This is a genomic window from Paenibacillus sp. BIHB 4019 (assembly GCF_002741035.1).
In the GTDB taxonomy this organism is placed as follows: domain Bacteria; phylum Bacillota; class Bacilli; order Paenibacillales; family Paenibacillaceae; genus Pristimantibacillus.
The window spans coordinates 6,727,594-6,747,840 of sequence record NZ_CP016808.1 but is presented as its reverse complement, the minus strand read 5'-3'; the positions used below and the strand labels follow the sequence as shown (position 1 = coordinate 6,747,840).

The 20,247-nt window shown below is 51.2% G+C and carries 16 protein-coding genes; 12 read left to right on the top strand and 4 right to left on the bottom strand.

Going from position 1 to position 20,247, the window contains the following annotated elements:
• The first annotated feature begins 157 nt into the window (after positions 1-157).
• From BBD42_RS29310 to BBD42_RS29275, 8 genes are all read left to right on the top strand, one after another.
• Complete coding sequence (locus BBD42_RS29310) at positions 158-1,117, top strand: ABC transporter permease (RefSeq protein ID WP_099521023.1); 960 nt, start codon at positions 158-160, stop codon at positions 1,115-1,117.
• Between the two features lie 66 nt (positions 1,118-1,183).
• On the top strand, positions 1,184-2,068 hold the full coding sequence (locus BBD42_RS29305) for a carbohydrate ABC transporter permease (RefSeq protein ID WP_099521022.1): 885 nt from the start codon (positions 1,184-1,186) through the stop codon (positions 2,066-2,068).
• Between the two features lie 120 nt (positions 2,069-2,188).
• A complete protein-coding gene (locus tag BBD42_RS29300; protein WP_099521021.1) occupies positions 2,189-3,781 on the top strand; it encodes an extracellular solute-binding protein in 1,593 nt (530 codons plus the stop codon).
• Between the two features lie 327 nt (positions 3,782-4,108).
• Entirely contained in the window at positions 4,109-6,460 is a 2,352-nt protein-coding gene (locus BBD42_RS29295) for a helix-turn-helix domain-containing protein (RefSeq protein ID WP_237163274.1), read from the top strand.
• Positions 6,461-6,765: 305 nt separating this feature from the next.
• Positions 6,766-9,591 (top strand): exo-rhamnogalacturonan lyase family protein, encoded by a 2,826-nt coding sequence (locus tag BBD42_RS29290; RefSeq protein ID WP_237163273.1) that lies wholly within the window; start codon positions 6,766-6,768, stop codon positions 9,589-9,591.
• Entirely contained in the window at positions 9,588-10,262 is a 675-nt protein-coding gene (locus BBD42_RS29285) for a DUF1961 family protein (RefSeq protein ID WP_099521020.1), read from the top strand. Before BBD42_RS29290 ends, BBD42_RS29285 begins: the two co-directional genes overlap by 4 nt.
• Positions 10,263-10,264: 2 nt before the next feature.
• Positions 10,265-11,080 (top strand): polysaccharide deacetylase family protein, encoded by an 816-nt coding sequence (locus tag BBD42_RS29280; RefSeq protein WP_099521019.1) that lies wholly within the window; start codon positions 10,265-10,267, stop codon positions 11,078-11,080.
• Positions 11,081-11,085: 5 nt separating this feature from the next.
• Positions 11,086-12,360 carry a rhamnogalacturonan lyase family protein gene (locus tag BBD42_RS29275; RefSeq protein ID WP_099521018.1) on the top strand — a complete coding sequence of 425 codons (1,275 nt, stop codon included), beginning with the start codon at positions 11,086-11,088 and terminating at the stop codon, positions 12,358-12,360.
• 101 nt (positions 12,361-12,461) lie between these two features.
• On the opposite strand, the gene BBD42_RS29270 is transcribed toward BBD42_RS29275, so the two are convergent.
• Together BBD42_RS29270 and BBD42_RS29265 are read right to left on the bottom strand one after the other, a co-directional pair.
• On the bottom strand, positions 12,462-13,055 hold the full coding sequence (locus BBD42_RS29270) for a YdeI/OmpD-associated family protein (RefSeq protein WP_099521017.1): 594 nt from the start codon (positions 13,053-13,055) through the stop codon (positions 12,462-12,464).
• Positions 13,056-13,230: 175 nt separating this feature from the next.
• Complete coding sequence (locus BBD42_RS29265) at positions 13,231-14,400, bottom strand: GGDEF domain-containing protein (protein ID WP_099521016.1); 1,170 nt, start codon at positions 14,398-14,400, stop codon at positions 13,231-13,233.
• Positions 14,401-14,627: 227 nt separating this feature from the next.
• On the opposite strand from BBD42_RS29265, the gene BBD42_RS29260 reads away from it, so the two are divergent.
• Complete coding sequence (locus BBD42_RS29260) at positions 14,628-15,761, top strand: glycosyltransferase family 4 protein (RefSeq protein ID WP_056041890.1); 1,134 nt, start codon at positions 14,628-14,630, stop codon at positions 15,759-15,761.
• Between the two features lie 55 nt (positions 15,762-15,816).
• Here BBD42_RS29260 and BBD42_RS29255 read toward each other — a convergent pair whose 3' ends face one another.
• Positions 15,817-16,860, bottom strand: coding sequence for a YkvI family membrane protein (locus BBD42_RS29255; RefSeq protein ID WP_099521866.1), 1,044 nt, complete (start codon positions 16,858-16,860; stop codon positions 15,817-15,819).
• A 123-nt stretch (positions 16,861-16,983) separates the two neighbouring features.
• Here BBD42_RS29255 and BBD42_RS29250 point away from each other — a divergent pair, with 123 nt between their 5' ends.
• Positions 16,984-18,273, top strand: a complete 1,290-nt coding sequence (locus BBD42_RS29250) for an ArsB/NhaD family transporter (RefSeq protein ID WP_172455668.1) — start codon at positions 16,984-16,986, stop codon at positions 18,271-18,273.
• A gap of 2 nt (positions 18,274-18,275) precedes the next feature.
• On the opposite strand, the gene BBD42_RS29245 is transcribed toward BBD42_RS29250, so the two are convergent.
• Entirely contained in the window at positions 18,276-18,989 is a 714-nt protein-coding gene (locus tag BBD42_RS29245) for a hypothetical protein (protein WP_150131617.1), read from the bottom strand.
• A gap of 231 nt (positions 18,990-19,220) precedes the next feature.
• Between BBD42_RS29245 and BBD42_RS29240 the strand changes: the two genes are divergently transcribed.
• Positions 19,221-19,790, top strand: a complete 570-nt coding sequence (locus tag BBD42_RS29240) for a xanthine phosphoribosyltransferase (RefSeq protein ID WP_056041884.1) — start codon at positions 19,221-19,223, stop codon at positions 19,788-19,790.
• An 82-nt stretch (positions 19,791-19,872) separates the two neighbouring features.
• Positions 19,873-20,193, top strand: coding sequence for a hypothetical protein (locus tag BBD42_RS29235; RefSeq protein ID WP_046229684.1), 321 nt, complete (start codon positions 19,873-19,875; stop codon positions 20,191-20,193).
• The last annotated feature ends 54 nt before the right edge of the window (positions 20,194-20,247 follow it).

The following is a 20,247-nucleotide window of genomic DNA, read 5'->3' as shown; positions in this document are numbered from 1 at the left end:
GCGCGGTTCAAGAATGTCTAATTGCGGGAAAATGCGAGCTGCCCCCATACTAAGGCTACACCGCAAGTGAGTGAGGCCGATCGTGACTAGTGTGATTAGTGAGGCTAACGACGCGGCAGGACAAAAGTAAACGAATGAAAGCTGGAGGTGAGCGAGGATGAAACAAATAGCGGTTATGCCGGAAGCTGGCAAGCAGCCGTCCCGGGACTATCGTCCAAGCGTGCTGGGGCGGCTTAAGAAAGACAAATGGCTGTACATATTGCTGCTGCCAGGCTTGCTTTATTTTATCGTATTTAAATATGTGCCCATGTGGGGCGTACTGCTGGCATTCAAAAATTTCCAGCCGTTTACCGGATTTTTGAAAAGCGAGTGGGTGGGAGTGGAGCATTTTAAGCTGTTTTTTGCCAATCCCGAGTTTTTTATGCTGCTGCGCAATACGCTGCTGCTTTCCTTATACAATTTAGTATTTTTCTTCCCGGCACCGATCGTGCTGGCGATATTGATGAATGAAATACGCTTCGCGCTCTTCAAACGCACGGTGCAGACGATGATTTATGTACCGCATTTCATCTCCATGGTTATTGTGGCGAGTATGACGTATGTATTTTTGACGACGGCCGGAGGGCCTGTCAACGAAGTGCTGGAGCAGTATACCGGGCACAAAATCGAATTTCTCGCCACACCCGAATGGTTCAAGCCGCTGATCATTATGCAAACCATTTGGAAGGAATGCGGCTGGGGGACGATTATTTTTCTCGCTGCGCTTGCAGGTGTAGATATGGAGCAATACGAGGCCGCCACGATGGATGGCGCGAATCGCTGGCGTCAAATTTGGCATATTACGCTGCCGGCAGTGCGCAGCACGATTGTGATTTTGCTTATTTTACGCATGGGCAACATTCTCGAAAATGGCTTTGAACAAATTTATCTCATGCTGAACCCGCTCAACCGGCAGGCGGCAGAAGTATTCGATACGTATGTGTACATGATGGGAATTACCCAAGGCGCATTCAGCTACAGTACCGCAGTTGGGCTGTTCAAATCGCTTATCGGCGTCGTGCTTGTCGTCGGAGCGAACTATTTGGCGAAGCGCTTTGGTCAGTCGGGGCTGTACTAGCTAAAAGCATGGTGAAAAAGGAGTAGCGGAAAATTCAACAGTATGGAAGAAGGGGGCCTTGAAAAAATGGCTAAGCATTACAATACCGTATCCAGCAGAGTGTTTGATACTGCGAACTATATCGTGCTCAGCGTCTGTGCGCTGGCGGCGGTGCTGCCGTTTATTTTCGTCATATCGGGCTCATTTGCCACCGATGCGGAGCTGACCCAGCGTACGGTGTTTCTTATCCCGAGGACATTTTCGCTGGCGGCGTATGAATTTATTTTTTCCACGAATACGATTATGAAAAGCATTGGCGTTTCCTTGTTTATCGCATCATTCGGGACGCTGGTGAACCTGTTCTTTACGGTCACGATGGCTTATCCGCTGGCACGCCGCAATTTGATGGGCCGCAATGCCGTGCTGAATCTCGTTATTTTCTCGATGCTGTTCAGCGGGGGCATGATCCCAACCTATTTGGTCATTCGCGAGCTGGGGATGCTCGATTCCTATTGGGCACTCATTATACCGGGGGCGATTAGCGCCTTCAACCTGATCATTATTAAAAACTTTTTCCAAGAGCTGCCGCCGGGGCTGGAGGAAGCGGCCCGCATAGACGGCTGTACGGAGCTGGGGCTGCTGTGGCGCATCGTTTTGCCGCTGTCAAAGCCGGTGCTAGCGACCTTCACGCTGTTTTATGCGGTGGGGCATTGGAATGATTTTTTCGCGGCGCTGCTGTATATTAATGACCCGCAAAAATGGCCGCTTCAAGTGCTGCTCCGCCAAATTGTACTGCTGTCTCAGGCAGCGGCAGGCGATATTAATGCGATGGACCCGTCCTTCGTCAAGCCGCCCGACCAATCGATCAAGATGGCAGTTATCGTCGTCGGCACCGTACCGATTTTGCTCGTGTATCCGTTTTTGCAAAAGCATTTTGCCAAAGGCGTGCTGATTGGCTCCATCAAGGGCTAATGGAGAAGGCATCTGAGAGCTGTTTCCGTGAGGCAACACAAACAAGCCGATTTAGCGCGCAAGCAGCTGGCGGTTTGGTATTTTACCATATATGATAAATGATTAAGGGAGGCGTCAGCGATGAGAAAGAAAGAAGGAAAGAGAAAGCGTTTGCTGCCTATGCTGCTCGTTGGTTCAATGGCGGGAGCCGTAATGGCAGGCTGCTCGCAGCAGGGAGGCAACACGGAAGGCAGTACGGGAGGTTCGTCTGCCGCACCGACTGCAGCAGGTGAGAGCCCGGCAGCCGAGAAGGCGCTGCAGCTCAATATTATGCTGCCGATTTTTAAAACGAATTTCCCGAAGGATGACAGTCCGGTAGCAGCGGAAATCGAGAAACGGACAAATACCGACATTCATTTTGAGTGGGTGCCGAACGCCTCTTATACGGATAAATTTAATATTACGCTCGCCTCGGGCAAGCTGCCGGATATTATGTATGTGCCGGATGTGAAGTCACCGAGCTTCGTTAATGCTGCGAAGTCCGGCGCGTTTTGGGAAATCGGGCCTTATTTGAAGGATTACAAAAATTTGAGCCAGGCGAACCCGGTCATTTTAAACAACTCCTCGGTTGATGGCAAAAATTACGGTCTGTACCGCGGACGCGCCCTTGGTCGCAATGGCGTATTTTACCGCAAGGACTGGCTCGATGCCGTCGGCCTTCAAACACCGCAAACGATTGATGATTTCTACAATATGCTGAAGGCGTTCAAGGAGAAGGACCCGGACAAAAATGGCAAGGACGATACGTACGGCATGGTCATGGTCAAGTGGACCGGGCAGTGGGCAAGCGGCTTCGATACGATCAAGCTTTGGTTTGGGTCACCGAACAAATGGGGCGAGCGGGACGGCAAGCTCGTTGTCGATTATGAAACGCCCGAGTATTTGGAAGCGCTTAAATTCATGAAAAAGCTGTACGATGAAAAGCTGATTAATCAGGATTTTGCCATTATGGATTCGGCGAAATGGAATGATCCGCTTGTTAATAATCAGGCAGGCGTCATTGTGGACGTCGTAGACGGCGCGGCGCGGGCCGATGATAAAATTCATGCTGCGCTTGCGGCAGCGGGCAAGGACCAGCCGGATGTGCATTATATGGATGTATTTGGCGGGGTGAAAGGAACGGATGGACAGGTTCATACGCTGCCAACGTCCGGCTTTGCCGGCTTGCTGGCCTTCCCTAAATCGTCCGTTAAAACCGAGGAGGAGCTGAAGCAAATCCTCACGTTTATGGATCAACTGAGCGAACCGGAAATGCAGACGCTGCTAGGGTATGGCATTGAAAACAAGCATCATACGATCGTGGATGGCGCGCTTGAGCCGAGCAAGGATGCAGCGCTGCTGGAATCCGAGGTCGAGGGGCTCAATCAGATGCTCAGCTTTATTCCAGAGGACAAGTCGACGAAAGTGAAGCAGACGCCGCTGCGCATTAAGCAGACTGAGGTGCAGAAGGAAAATGAACAGCTTATCGTGACGAATCCGGCAGAGCCTTTCATCTCGGACGTTTATACGCAAAAAGGCGCACAGCTGGACAATATTATGAATGATGCCCGGATTAAATTTATCGTCGGTCAAATCGACGAGGCTGGTTTTAAAGACGCGATCAAGCTGTGGAAAACGAGTGGCGGCGATGATCTGAGCAAGGAAATGAACGAGCTGTATGCAGCAAGTAAATAAGAGCTTTATGAAATATAAGCATTTATAAGTTACACCCTTATAACGGGCTTATATTTCAGCGCGAAACGCTAGCTTTGCCGCCAGAGGACGGCGACAGCCGTTTACGCTTGCCGCGCAACAAGGCTGATAGCCTGATCGGGCAGGGCAATAGGCAGAGGAACCGCATATAACAGCGGTCTTCTGTCTATTCCTGTTCCATGCGATTCCATTATATGTAACAAATAAATAAATTGAAGCGTGATTGGCAGGAAATTCAGCCTGCCTAGCGAATGCGTTTACAAAGGGGATTCGTTGCAATCGCCAAATTTTCAGCTAGTGGGTGAGCTCATGATCAAAAGAATGAAAGCCAGGCTTATGCCGGGGACGGGGAAAGCAGCGGGTCCGAAAGGAAGATTTTATCGCAAAAATCTTATTTTGCTGCTCGTCGTTTGCAGCATTCCGGGACTGATTACCGGGGCGCTCGTTTATTTTTTGGCTGGGGGCATACTGGAGGACCGCTTGCTGGAGCAGCATAATGAGCAAATTAAGCAGCGGGCGCAAAGCATTGACGAGCAGCTGACGAATTTGGAGCTGATGCTGTCGCACTGGGCATTCGATTCCAAATTTGATTATACGCTCGGCAATCGGGACTATGTGCAGCAGTTCGAGAAGGCGCGTGACATTACGAAGACGCTGCTGGTCATGCAGGGCTCCAATACGATGAACAAGCAGGTCGGGCTGTATCTTGGCGGGGATCAGCATGTGCTGTTCGGGCCGGAATATGGCGTGCTGCAAGGGGATGGACAGGCAGAAGCCTATGAAGGGCTGCTCCAATCGGATAAAGTAGCTTATTGGACACAGGTGGCCTTTGATACGGCTCGTCCGTCCCAGAAAGAGCTGACCCTTGTGCATTACGTTCCTGGAGGCAGCTTGCATCCGTTCGGAGCGCTGCTTATTAGGCTTGATAACGACAAGGTTAGCGATATGCTGCGGACGATGACGCCCGGTGAAGGCGGAGAAACGTATTTAATGCAGGATAATGGAGAGCTGTACGCATCCACAAGCGGGAATGACAGGAATTCTGAATTTGTAAGCGCTTTAAATGAAGCGGTTGCTGCTGAGAGCTCGAATAAAGGTTCGTTTTTGTTTCGGTTCAGCGAGAGCGGCATGACGTATGCAGTTTCCTACGGCAAGCTGTCACGAATTTCAGACAATTGGACTTATGTCTCTGCTTCGCCGATTACAGGCATTACAGAGCCGGTTATGGTCGTCTCGAAAAGCATTGTTGCGGCCAGCCTTGGCGCGCTGCTGCTTGCGGCCATTCTAGCGTGGCTTGCCTCGCGCAGCATATATTCCCCGGTCAATCGCCTGATGACGGTGCTGCGGGAGCGAAGCGCGCCAGCAGGCAAGCCGGATTGCGAGTTTACGTGGATCGAGCGGGAGTGGCAGCATTTGCACCGGGAAAGCGAGGAGCTGCATGCGAAGCTTTCGGAGCAGCTGCCTCATGTAAAGGAAAGCTTTCTGCATCAGCTGCTGCAAGGCTATTTGGCGGATTACTCCGAAGGGGAGCTGCTTCGCCGAATGGAGCGTTACAAATGGCAGATAGAGCCGGGCACACATTATATGGTGCTATATATGAAGCTGACCGGCATCGCTAATTTGGAGGGCAAATTCAAATACGGCGATGAGGGGCTGGCGACGTTTGCGGCGGTCAATATGATGGAGGAGCTTGCGGCCACCTATTTTGAGCAGAGCAATACGATTAACTTTCATAATTTAGCAGCGGGCTTGCTCATCATTGTGCCGGAAGGGCGCTCGTATCGCGAGGAGCTGCATGCATTCAGCGAAGCGGCGATGCAGGCGTTCAACCAAATTCTTAATATGAGGGCGACGATTGCGATCAGCCCGGATACGGCGAGCATTACAGAGATTCCGCATTTGTTTGAAGAAACGAAGCATGCGGTCAGCTTCCGCCGCTACGATCAGGAAAATCAAATCATTGATATGGAGCAGCTGGAGGAGCAGGGCAGCGCAGCAGCGGAGCCTGCCTATCCGTTTACGCTGGAGCGGGAGTTTATACAGGCGCTCCGGACGGGGCGTGAAGCGGAGGCTTACGAGCTGCTGGAGCAGTTTCTGCAAGCGTTGTCCAGCGCCGAGGCCAAGGAAATGGATGTGCAGCAGGGCATGCTGCATTTGCTGGGCGCCGTCCAGCATGCGATTATGGTGTCGGGCATCGCCCCGAACCGCTTGTTCAAGGGTGCGAACCGCTACGAGCAGCTGTCGCAAATTCGCGAGCCGGAGCTGCTGCTGGACTGGTTCCGCGGCATGATTGCCGCTCCGTTTCTCAGGGAGCTGGGCGAGCGGACAAATGCCCAAGTGAAGCGGCAGATCGAGCATGCAATGCTGTATTTGCAGCAGCATTATATGAGCGATATATCGCTCGACAGCTGCGCGGAGCATATCGGCATGAATCCTTTTTTCCTGAGCAAGTCGTTTAAACAGGTGACGGGAAAAAATTTCATCGACTATTTGACTGGGCTGCGCATGGACAAAGCGAAGGAGCTGCTGCGCGAGTCCGTGCTGAAAATTAATGACGTCGCTGAGCGCGTCGGCTATCAGCACAGCTATTTCAATCGCATCTTCAAAAAGCTGGAGGGCATGACGCCAAGCCGCTATCGCGAGCTGAGCCAGGCGGAGTAGCCTGGTAGGAGCAGTAAAAAAGCAGCAAGAGAAGTAGCAAGAGTCGTAGCTAGAGTCGTAGCTAGAGATTTAGTTAGGTGGCGGCCGCAATGCTGGAACGGGCATCAGCTGCTGCCTATAGCTGCAGCAATAAAGTTCAAGCCTTTGCAAGAAAGTGCAAGCCTTGAAAGGGCTGCTTTGGATGCCCGATCTGGGGTGCTAAGTGTTGTTTACTGCAAAATAATCTCGGAGCAAAAAAGTGCCATTGCCCGCAAACGATCATCCTTCTAGTATAGAAAGCAGCTTAGAAGAAAGAGGTGCTGGCAATGAGTGTCAAGCTTAAATGGCTAGGTAAACAGGCGGCTGCGCCTGTCGGTTTAACATGGGGTGTTCCTTGGAAGGAAGGCGAATTGCTGCGCGGCGATTCGCTTGTTCTGCATAGCGAGGCAGCAGGCATGGAAAAGGTGGCAAGCGCTTCAGCGCTGCCGATGCAAAGCTGGCCTACCGCCTTTTGGCCGGATGGCAGCATCAAATGGTCCGCCCATGCGGCGGTCAGCTCAGGCGCCGCGGACAGCTTTCAGCTGGCTAAGCTGGCAGCGCCAGCGAGGCAGGAGCTTGATAGGACTGCTGATGCGGCTGCGGAAGGCAAGCAGCCCGTCCTTAAAATCGTGACAACCGATGAGTCGATCATCGTAGATACAGGTGTTATCGTTTGTACGTTCGCGCGAAGCGGCAGGGGAGTCGTCCGCAGCATTAAGCGCGGGGAGCAGGAGCTGTGCAGCGGCGGAGATCTGGTGTGCTTGAAGGAAAGCCGCAACCAGCTGCACGGCGCTTTAACGCTGCGCGAGGAGCCGTTTCTAGGCTTTGTTCATACGGCGGCTGTCGAGCAGGAGGGCCCGGTCAGGGCGGTCATTAAGCTGACGGGCAAGCATCGCGCGAGCTACAATTTAAGCCAAACGGCTGACCCGAACAAGCCCGATCAGCAAAATGTAGTCAGAGTCAGTCCAAGCAGAGAATGGATACCGTTTACGCTGCGCTTTTATTTGTATGCGGGGCTGGATGCCGTTCGCCTCGTCCATACGTTTTTCTATGACGGCAATCCGCATGCAGATTACATAAAAGGGCTCGGGCTGTCGCTCGCTGTACCGATGCGGGGGCCGCTTTACAATCGGCATGTCCGGTTGGCGGGCAATGACGGCGGTTTTTTGCGGGAATCGCCGAAATCGCTGCATACGCGGCGGACGAAAGGCAAATACCGCGAGCTGTTTGAACGGCAAGCAGCGGGGGAAGCTGTTGCTTTTGATGCGAACGAGGATGCTTATTTTCTCGGGCTGCTGGAAAATTCGGCGGTCTGGGATGATTTCAAGCTGGTGCAGCATTCAGCGGATCACTATGTGGCGACGAAACGGACGAAGGCGGAGTGCAGCTGGCTGAAGGCGGGTGAGGGAAGCCGTGCGGAGGGGCTTGCCTATATCGGAAGCGAGGGCGGCGGCCTGGCTGCAGGTATGCGGAATTTTTGGAAAAAGCATCCGGCCTCGCTGGAGCTTCGCCATACAGCTTCGTCTTCGGCCGAGCTGAAGGTGTGGTTCTGGTCGCCGGATGCGCCGGCGATGGATTTGCGGCATTACGATACCCAAACGTATGTGGAATCGGCTTATGAGGGCTCGGAGGAGCTGCGGGCAACGCCGTACGGCATTGCCAATACGAGCGAGCTGACGCTTTGGTGCACGGCGGCAACGCCAAATGAAGAGGAGCTGGCGCATATGCTGGCGGAAATTCAGTCGCCTTCCCAGCTTGTATGCGAGCCGGAGCATTTGCATGAGGCACGCGCCTTCGGCATTTGGAGCTTGCCGGATCGCAGCACCGCTGCAAAGGCGCAGCTAGAGGAGCGGCTGGACGGCATTGTCTCCTTTTACCAGGCTGAGGTGGAGCAGCGCCGTTGGTACGGTTTTTGGGATTTTGGCGATTTCATGCACAGCTATGACCCGGTCCGTCATGTGTGGAACTATGATCTTGGCGGCTGTGCATGGCAAAATTCAGAGCTGGTGCCGAATATGTGGCTGTGGCTTATGTTCATGCGCAGCGGGCGCGAGGATATTTTCCGTTTGGCTGAGGCGATGACGCGGCATACGAGCGAGGTGGATGTGTATCATTTTGGAGAGTATGCCGGGCTTGGCTCGCGGCATAACGTGGTCCATTGGGGCTGCGGCTGCAAGGAGGCGCGCATTGCGATGGCGGGGCTGCACCGCTATTACTATTATTTGACCGCCGATGAGCGCATTGGCGATATGCTTGATGAGGTGAAGGACGCCGATTTCAGCACGGTGGTGCTGGACCCGATGCGCGCTTATTTTCCGAAAGACGAGCATCCGGCCCATATTCGTGTCGGGCCGGATTGGGCCGCGTTCAGCTCAAACTGGATGACGCGCTGGGAGCGCTTCGAGGATACGGTGTACCGGGATAAAATAGTCACCGGCATTAACAGCGTCAAGCAGGCGAAATACCGGCTCATCTCAGGGCCGACATATGGCTATGACCCGGCGACCAATGTGCTTACGCCGTTTGGCGAGGACAATTATGGCCGCCATTTGGCCATATGCATGGGTGCGCCGCAGGTATGGTTTGAGCTGGCGATGATGCTGAAGGACCCGGAATGGGAAGATATGATGGGTGAATTAGGCGTTTATTACAACTGGACGCAGGAGCAAAAGGATGAGCTGACGGGCGGGGAAATCAGCGACAGCCATTTTGAGCATCCGGTCCTCAGCATTGCAATTACCGCTTACGGCGCTTTCCGCCGCCAAGATGCGGCAACAGCAGCCTTTGCCTGGAAGACGCTGCTGGGCAATGCTTTTGCCCGCACGGACTTGCTGGGCGAGGCTGCCCTTGTCCAAAACATCCGCAGCATGAAGGAAATCGATTGGATTAATACGAATGAGGCGTCGCAGTGGTCGCTGAATACGATCATTAGCCTGGAGCTGATCCCGGAGGCGCTGCCTGCTATGGAGTCGGCTCCTCCAGGAACAGGCGGCGATGGCCAGGCCGATCAGATCGGCGCAGCGGCCAAGCAAGGACAGCAGGAGCAAAAGCAGCAGGTTGATGCAGCGGCAGAAGCGCAGGCGCAAGAGCAGAAGGAGCTGAGCGGGCGATGATTCCAGCGCACTGGAAGCTGCTCTATGACAATCCGCTGAGCTGCGCGGAGGATATGAATGGTTTCCGAGCGGAGGGGGATGCTGTCCTCTCCTTTCCGCAGCAGCGGCTGCGTCTAGCCAGCGCCCGGGATGCAGCAGAAGGCCAGCAGGCGAACTTTGTGTTGTGGTGCCCGCATAATTTCCCGGCGGATGTGGCGATTGCTTGGGATTTTCGCCCGATTGCGGAGCCGGGGCTGGCGATATTGTTTTTTGCAGCGGAGGGGCGCAGCGGGGAGGATTTGTTCGATTGTGCGCTTGCCGCGCGAAACGGCCCCTATGAGCAATATCATCACGGCGATATAAATGCGCTGCATTTGGCTTATTTTCGCAGACGCTGGCCGGAGGAACGGCAGTTCCATACTTGCAATTTGCGCAAAAGCTACGGCTTTCATCTCGTGGCGCAAGGCGCTGATCCGCTGCCGGGGACGGCAGACTGCGCAGAAAGCTATCGCATGCTGCTTGTGAAGCGGGGCGGGAGCATTTATTTTTCCATGAATGAGCTGCCTATTCTGGAATGGAAGGATGACGGCGTAGCTTATGGCCCGCTGCTCGGAGCTGGCAAAATCGGATTTCGGCAAATGGCGCCGCTCGTTGCGGAATATACCAATTTGAAAGTATATGGGGAGGAATGACGATGCCGTCTATACTGCTTTGTTTTCCACAGGGCAAGCATAAAGCATTGACAATGAGCTATGACGATGGCGTGAGCGCGGATAAGCGCCTCGTCAATATTTTTAACCAGCATGGCATTAAAGGCACGTTTCATATCAATGGCGGGCTGTTCGGCACGGGGCGCAGGCTGACGGAGCAGGAGGCGGTGAAGCTTTACGACGGGCACGAGGTTTCCGCTCATACGCTGACCCATCCGACGATTGCCCGGTGCCCGGCTGAGCAGATTGTGCATGAGGTGATGGAGGACCGCAAACGGCTGGAGCAATTGTTCGGGTATGCCGTTAGAGGGATGTCTTATCCGAATGGTTCGTTCAGTCCAGCGATTAAGACGATGCTGCCCTCGCTAGGCATTGAATATGCGCGGGTTGTACAGACGACAGGAGGCTTTGGCCTGCCAGACGATTGGCATGAATGGAAGGCAACCTGCCACCATAATGATCGTCTGATGGAGCATGCGGAGACGTTTGCGGGACTGCACAAAACGCAATATTTGTATCTCATGTACGTATGGGGGCACAGCTACGAGTTTGATGACCAAGGCAATTGGGAGCTGATGGAGCAGTTTTGCGAGTTCATCGGGGGCCGGGATGATATTTGGTACGCAACGAATAAGGAGATTGTCGATTATATAAAAGCGTATGAGCGGCTGCAATTTTCAGCTGCTTTAACGTTTGTGGAAAATCCGAATGCGCAAAGCATTTGGCTTAGCGTAGATGGCGTAAAGCTCGAAGTTGCAGGCGGCAGCCGCGTATCCCTTATAGGAAGCAAGGAGGAATAACGATTATGTCAGGAACGGAATCGGTATATACGCTCGGAAGCATCGATATTAGGGAGGCAGGGCCGCGCTGCAAAATGCTGATCGGCGATTTGGATGGTGATGGCCGCATGGAGCTGCTGCTCGTACAGCCGGACAATCGGCAGGATGTTCGCTATATTCCCCATCAGGTACAGTGCCTGACCGCCTATGATTTGCAGGGCAAGCTGCTGTGGCAGCATGGCAGGCCAGATCCAGACGCAGGCAAACAAGGCTCGGATTATCCCGTGCAAATTTATGATTTGGATGGGGATGGCAGGCTGGAGGTGCTATGCATTATGGAGGACCGTTTTTTGCTGCTCGATGGCGCGACCGGGACGGTTAAGGAAAGCTATGACCTGCCGGATCCGCATGCCCATGACTGCATCATTATTGCGAACTTATCAGGCGGCGAGCACGCCTCCGACATTATTTTGAAAGACCGCTACCATAAGCTGTGGGCGCTTAATCGGCATTTCGAGCTGTTGTGGACGCATGAAGGCAATCCGGGGCATTATCCATGGGTGTACGATTTGGATGGCGACGGCAAGGATGAAGTAATGGCGGGCTATGATTTGCTGGATGCGGCGGGCAAGCTCCGCTGGAGCTGCGCGGATCTGGATGACCATGCCGACTGTATATGGGTCGGCGATGTGAATGGCGACGGAGAGCCGGAGCTCGTCATTGGCGGCAGCGTTACGGTCATGTACAGCCGCAGCGGCGAGGAGTTATGGCGTTATGAAGGCTCCATTGAATCGCAGCACATCGCACTAGGACGTTTTCGCAGCGACTCGCCTGGTCTGCAAGTGGCCGGGCTCGACCGGCTCGTTCGCGAGGATGATGGCAAAGGCCTGAAAGGGAAAGACGCGCTGTTCTTGCTTGATGCCACAGGACAAGAGCTGTGGAAGGAGGAACGCAGTACGGCTGGCTGGCTGACGATCATTGAGACGGTGAGCGGCTGGCGCGAGCAGGCGCCTGACTATATTCTTGGCTACCGCCGTGGGGGCGGCGTATTTCCTGCCCTGTATGACGGTTATGGAGAAGTCGTTGCAGAGTTTCCTATGGAAGGCTACGCGGTACATGCGGATTTGCTAGGAAGCGGGACGGAGCAGGTAGTTATTTATAATGATGAGCTGGCGACGATCTATGCGAGCAAGCCGAAGGAGCTTGAGCGGACGGCGGGGCAGGGCGGAGCGCTTGCACAGCCTAAGCGGCTGTACAGCTCGACGCTGTATCCCGGCGGAGAGGTTCCTTTTGAAGCATAGCCATTATCCTTTTTCTTTAGATTAGGCTTTACTCCAAGATTATACTGCATGTTAAGAGAGAAGGAGCTTCTGCTACTTAGAGGTTCCTTCTATTTAATCTATTAATCCTTTAATCCTTGACCATTCAAAATTTGCTGCATATATTTTTCAACCCGTGATTGCCGCGTTTTAGATTGCTTGGGTTCAGAAAAATAAAAAATGTACGCTCTTTGCCGTCCGGGCGTCAATGCTTCAAAAGCCGTCTTCAAGGCAGGAATTTCATCGAGTTTATTTTGAAGCTCTTCAGGCATGGCGTATTCTGTAGTCTTTTTAAATGCCACTTCCAGACCAGCCTTTTCAACTTCAATAGCTTCATAAATATAGGCTTTCAAAATCGTTTCCATTTCAACGATTTGTTGAACATTGGTAAACCGAATTTGGCGCGCAGCCTGTACATTTTCCGTTTGTTGAATGAGAAGGCCATCGGTATCCTGCAGCAAGGCGCCTTTATGAAACAGCAGCGCACAATATTCTTTAAAGCCATGTATTAAAACGATGTTTTTATTATCAAGCGTGTAACAAGGATGCATCCACTTAAAATCTTCGGTCAGCTCACAGTCAAGAACGATCGTTCTGAGCTTCTCATATTCTTCCTTCCACTTTTTAGCTTTGCTCAAAAATGCATCCACCTTAGCATTCATCGCACGTTCTGTCATCAAGGCACACTCTTTTCTTCGCTTATTTCGTATTTGCATCACATAGGTTCAATTGTAATGATTTTTTATGGATTGTACAGCTGCACACAAAAAGACGCATTAGCGATAAGATGAACCTTCCGCTAATGCGTCTTTATTAATTCCCTTTATGCTCCAAAGGGGATGGCTGCTAAAGCTAAAGCGACTGCTTCATAGCCGCAGAGGCGGGAGCTACGGTGACGCGGTTTTTACCGCTTTTTTTGGATGTATACATCGCTTCATCAGCGGCTTTCACCAGCTCCTGAATGTCTGCGTTTTTCTTCGCGATGCATACGCCGACGCTGATCGTCACGATCGTCTCCAGCTCTACGCGCTTGCGGATCGATTCAGCTACCCGCTCCGGCTTCACCTTGTCGAGGGTAATGCAGGTGAGCAGCTCCTCGCCGCCATATCTTCCGGCCGTTCCAATTCCCGCCGATTCCTCTTTCAAAATTTCCGACACCTGCTTTAGCACAATATCCGCCTTGTGATGGCCTTGCGTATCATTAAGCTGCTTGAAGTTGTCAATGTCGCAGAAAATAACGGCCACGCCTTTGCCGCGCTTCATCAGCTGGCCCGCCTTCATATTGAAGGTACGGCGATTATACAGCCCCGTCAAACCATCGGTAATCGACGATTGATAGGTTGCAATAAGCCGCTCAATAACCCAATCAAACAACAGCAGAAACAGCTGGACAAAATAGACGACCGACAGCAAATAGGCGAAAATTTGCATCCCGGGCATCGTGCCGTGAAAAGCGTAAGCATCAGCAAGATGAGCGAGCTCGTAGATGAAATAGGTGACGAGGCTGGCGAAATATTTCGTATTCATATCGATACCCTTCGTATCGAGCAAAACCAGAAACGTAACGATCAAGGCATAAAAATCAAGGCCGATAAAGTTGCCTGCTCTGCCTGAGGCAGCCTCTGCTCCAGCAAAGGACATATACGTAATGTGCAGCCCAGCAATCACAAAAGTAAGAACGAGCATGACGACAAAAGGCGTCACTTTCAGGCGGGTTCCCCGATGAGTATATAATTTCATGAAAACAAGGTTTATAATGATAAAAGAAATGATTTGCAGTGTTGTAGCCAGCAGATGAATCCATGGCGGAATAGCGGTGCCTGCATAAGCAAGCATGGCCAGCAGCGCCTGTTGAATCATGAAGAAGGGCAGCGTTGCATTGAGCAGCCCATACGTTCGATTGTTCTTGTAGCTGGCGCTAAGGCGCACAGACATGAATAACATAAGAATAAGGATGAGAATAACGCATGAAGATGCGAGCAGTTGACCATTAGGTCCTGCTAACCAGGAAAGGATTGTCATTGTAAGACCACCATATGCTCAAAATATAAAAATTTGAAAAACAATTGCGCTTGTCAACATTCGTCTTCTTTACAGAAACATATGTTCTACTATATCATGTTTGATGGCAGATGAACAACGCCAATATAAGTAGTATCGGCATCGTTGCCCAAAATGTGTAATCCGTTGCAAGCAATCGAATACGGGTAATTGAGGCTTTGAGCGCAAATTTGGAGGAGATTGAAGTTATGAACATCTTACAAGCTTTATTTTTCCCGCCGGAGCAGCCGGGTGGTGTTTCTTCCATGATTCCTTATATTCAGGACCGCTTTCAGCAAATGGGATGGGAAATGGAGCTATTCTCGATTCCGAAGCGAGTAAGAGGAAAAGGGCAGGAGGAAGTGGTATTCGAAACATTCGATTACCATGCTTTTGAAGGGGATCCGCTTGTCGATAAATATATTCAAACGTACCGCGATTACGTCTGGTGGACGAAGCTGCGGCTGAAGAAGTCCTATGATATTATTCATGCGCATCATCCGATTGCGGCGCTGGTTATGAAGCAGCTTTATCCAGACACGCCCGTCATGATGACGATTCACTCCAGCTATGAACGCGAGCTAATATTGAATGGCAAGATCGAAGAGAATGGCAAGGTGCATCAATTTTTGACTGCTATTTACGGCGAGCTGGAAGCACGTGTTGACAAGCTGCTGACGGTGTCGGAATCATTCCGCACGTATATTTCTCCTTATGTGTTGGACGCAGCGGCGATTAAGGTCATTCCGAACGGATTTGATGAGAAGCGCTTTAAGCCGATTGCCCATGAAAATGAAGTTCCGCAGCTCATTACTGTATGCCGCCTAGTGCCGGCCAAAGGCATTGACATTCTTCTTCATGGCTGTGCCGAGCTGAAGCGCAGGGGACATCCCTTCGTCCTGCATATTATTGGGGATGGGCCGATTCGCCTTGAGCTGGAGCAGCTAGCAGTCGAGCTGGATTTATATGACGATATTATTTTTTACGGTTACATGCTGCATCCTGAGGAATTTATGCCGTTTTTTGATATTTTCGTGCTGCCTTCGCGGGCGGAGGCGTTCGGTTCCGTATTTGCCGAGGCCGCGCTCTGCTGGTTGGCGCTTGTCGGAACGAATGTCGGGGGCATTTCGGAGCAAATTGACGATGGCGTCAATGGATTGCTCGTACCGCCAGAGGACCCGATTGCACTGGCTGAGGCGCTGGAGAAGCTGGTTACGGATTCCTCTTATCGCTACAACTTGGCGCGTTCAGGCTGGGATAAAGCAAAGCAGGTTTATTCGTTGACACGGGTTATTGCGCAGTTGAAAAAAGTGTACGTCAATACGCTGCGTCAAGCGGAATAATCAAATGCTGTCATTTCGGAGTGGGCTGGAGCAGAAGGCCAAGGGCAGAAGCTGCCTAAGCCTCGCTCCGGCCCATTCGCTTGCGGATAATTAAATACAGCCAGCCGAGACTGATCAGCCCGAATATCGGGTAAAGAGTGGATAGCAGCGGCCCGAATCCGATCTGGCTTGCCATATAGCAGAACAGCAGGATGATCGTTGTAATAATGGAACGTGACCATTTCAGCCGCTCCTGCAGCTGGAGGGTAAGGCCGTAAATGTCGGCGATCAGGGTGGTGAAAATTTCGGCGAAAATCAGGAATACATAAATAAATTGCACGCTATGGCCAAGTTGCTTGGCGATGCCTCCCATCGGAATGGCATATTGCTGAATGCCTGGCATATGTACGGACAAAGCAATATGGCCGGCAAGCAGCATAAAACCGATGCCAATGCCGCCAAGCCACGAGCCGATGATGATTACCTTGCGGTCGCGGATTTCGGCCCCGAGCGGGACAAGCACCGCTTGGGACATCGAGAGGTTGAAGGCGGCATAAAGGAAAGGGGCGGCCCATGCGGCCCAGATCGAATGATCGCTGGCTAGCGAGATAAAGCGCCCGGCGCCTGGTGTATTAAACGTATCAACAATGATGAGGATGGTAAACAGCAGCATGACGGGAACGACGATCGCATTGACCATCAAAATCGACTTCATCCCTTTGCGCAGCAGGAAATAACAGCCGACAATCGTAATGAGCAGGCCGGTTTGATAAGAGATATTCCAATTTTCATAAAAAATCGTTCCGGCTCCAGCTAGCATAACGGCGGTAACACCGAGCAAAATAACGAACATAAAGTGGCTGATCCAACGGCCATATTGCTCGCCAAACAGCGCTTTATTCAGATCTTCATACGATTTGGCGCGAATATCGCTGGCAATTAGCATCATTTTGGTACCAAGCCATATGAAGAGGAAGGTCGCTAAAGCGATCGTCAGCGTCCCCCAATAGCCGAAACGGGTGAAAAATTGTAAAATTTCCTGCCCTGTCGCAAAGCCGGCTCCAACAACAGTACCCATATAGGTAGATGCAATTTGCAGCACCTTACCTGTTCGTTTCATTATCATGATTTGCCCTTCCCCCGTTTCCGAACTCTTCTGCACATGCTTTATAGAAGGTATGTCCAAAACGGGACGGGCATGACTGCAAGTTCATCTGACCAAAGGCGGGTTGGCATAAAGGCTATGACTATGATTATTTCCATTATCGTATTTCTTATCACGCTGGCGCTTATACTGGTGAAGCCAAGAGGCATGAATGAAGCTTTAATTGCGCTTGCCGGAGCTATTATTTTATTTGTTTTGCAGCTGCTAAAGCTGGAGGATGTCGTATACATCTGGGGATTTGTGTGGAATGCGACTTTTTCATTGATTGGCATAATGATTTTTACGTCTTTGCTGGATCAAAATGGCTTTTTCCGCTGGGCGGCGCTGCATATTGTTCATCGCTTTAACCGACTGCCGCTGCTGCTGTTTACGATGCTGTCGCTGCTTGCTGCGGGAATTACGATTTTTTTCAACAACGATGGAACGATTTTGATTATGGTGCCGATTGTGCTCGAAGTAACCGCGCTGCTGAAGCTGTCCCGTAAAGGAAGGCTCGCCTACTTGCTCGGAATCGGGCTGATGGCGGATACAGCAAGCGCTCCGCTGATGATGAGCAACTTGACGAATATATTGACGGCCGATTTTTTTCATATTCCTTTTGATCAATATGCCTCGCAAATGCTGCTGCCTGGACTTGCGGCAATTGCCGCGACCATTGCAGTTACCTTAACGTATTTCGGCCGGATCATTAAAAATGACAAGAGCAGGGGCGACATGCCAAACGTATTTCCGCAGCCTGCAACCGTTCTGGGCCATGTTACGCTGTTCAGGCTTTCCTGGGCCATTATCGTCATTATGATGGCCGGTTATTTGATGTCGGAGCATTTCGGGCTTCCAGCTTGTGTGATTGCGCTTGGTTGTGCAGGGCTTCATGGGGTGGCGTCAGCTATTTTTAAACAAGTGGATGCCAAACAGACGGTGCTGCGGGCACCGTGGCTCATCATCGTATTTGCGCTGGCGATGAATTTGGTTGTGTACAGTTTGCATGTGCATGGGGCTGTAGCGTGGTTTCCGGACTTGATTGCTGCGGCTTCCAGCGGCTCGCCAATGGCTGGCATATTTGGTTCGGGACTGTTGTTTGCGCTGCTGGCGGCCGCTATTAACAACCTGCCCGCGGTTCTCATTTCGTCGCTTGCGATTACTCAGGTAAATGGGGCTGATTATTTGCCTTACGCCAGCCTGCTAGGAACGGCGATTGGGGCGAAGCTTACGCCCATCGGTTCGCTTGCTACGCTGCTGTGGCTGCAACTGCTGAGTCAGGGCGGCGTAAAGGTTTCATGGCGGGAGTATACAAAATATGGGCTGCTGTTTACGTTTCCGATTTTGCTCGTTGCTTTAATTGTGTTGTGGCTGACCGGGGATTACTAAAATTAGCTGCGGGCAAGCAGCTTGATGGACACAATCTCGCTTAAATCGGGATCAAGATCGAGCTTGAGCAGCGTCTTTGTTCCCTCGTATGCAATAATAAAGCCGCTTTGTGATGTAGGTTTGCCAAGCGCCTTAACGGCTGTTTTGGAATGGTCGCCGATTTTAACGCCGCTCAGTCCGGTTTTTACTTTTTTATCATACACTTCGATGTATTGAATCGTATTTTTGTCGCTCAGGCCAATAGCGAAGCCATCATATTCGTGGACTTCAATTTTAACCTGATGTTCTTCCTCCAGCGTGTAGGAATCAAGCGCGGTGCCAAAAAGCTTCGTCATGGCTGCTTTGGAATCGCCGATTGCCAGCCCGAGAAGTGCCGGCTTGGCGGCATTCCATTTTCCTTCATCCGTTGTTTTGGCTGGTGTTGTTTTATTGCTCGATAAGCCGTTTGCAGCATTTACTTCGGTACTGGCATCTACATTATCTTCAACGGCATGATTTTGCACAGGCGTTTGCATCTGCTCCAGAACGTTTTCCAAATAGGTTTTTTGCGGGCTGTCCGATTGAGTGAGCAGCTGGTCAGCTGTCAAGGGAGTACTTGCGCTTTGAGCCGTTTCGCTTGGCCCGGCCATGCTTTGACAGCCTGCTGTTGCAACGGCAATGGCTATAACTGCGGCATATTTTGCAAGTTGATAAGGTGATTTCTTCGTGTTCGTCACTTTGCAGCGCTCCTCGCTTGTCATCATTGGATGATGCTTTTATTCTACTATAAGGTAAAACGGATGATATTGGGAAAAAGTTTCTGTTAAGGGGCAAAAAAGTTGGGGAAATGCCCCATTAATTCCTATGGGCGGAAACGAGGAGGCAAGTTATGCGTTTCTTATTGCGCTGCTGGCTATACCTATGGTAAGTTATCCAAAAGGAATTTTTGGTGGGGGGAATGGCATACGATGGATATTTTAAAACAACGAATTTTGGAACAGGCTTCGGTACTGTCAACGGATGTGCTTAGGCTGGATTCTATTATCAACCACCAGGTCGATCCTGCATTAACGATGGAAATGGGCCATGAGTTTGCAAACCGCTTCGCTGGGGAGCAAATTACGAAGGTCATCACAATAGAATCTTCAGGCATCCCGTCTGCTTTTGCAGCTGCTTATGTGCTTGGCGTACCGCTTGTTTTTGCAAGACGCAAAAAGACGCTAATCGCTGATAATGACGCTTATTGCGAGCGTGTCCCTTCTTTTACGAAAGGGATGGTTACCGATATTATGGTATCCAAGCAATATTTGACAAGCGAAGACAGGGTGCTATTTATTGATGATATTATTGCCAATGGCGATGCAGCACGAGGACTTCTCAAAATTATTGAGCGCTCTGGCGCAAAGCTTGTGGGCATGGGTGTTGTCGTGGAAAAATCGTTTCAGGCAGGCTCGCGCACGCTGCGGGAGCAAGGAGTTCGAGTGGAATCGCTCGTCAGCATTTCGTCGCTTGAAGGCGGCCAAATTACATTTGAGTAAGATGTTCCAGAACAATTGCTCTTTCCCCGCAAGTGAAATTGGCTTATAATAAAACGTAAGTGATCGAGGGGAGGCAGAAATAATGGGAAATTGGTCAGCAGAATTCATGGATGTCAAATTATCCGATGCGAAAAATCATTTTGAGCGTGCATTAGATTGCAAACATACGGAATTTGATGATTTGTACCCTTATATGATTGAGCATCCGCAATTTTTCTGGTACAAAAGATATGTAGCATGGTCAGAGCTGCTTACGATCGTGAAGCTGTTTGAAGAGCTGGATCTGGAATGGCGTGAGCCGTTTAGCGAGCGTCAAGCCGAGTACATTGGCAAGCGTGTCATGTCCTCGCGCGTATTGGATGAGTGGTATGAAACGAATGATTCCAAGGAACATGTTGGCTAAGGCATACGCAGATCAATAGCATATATCAGCCTCAATAAACGTTTCTACAGTTTA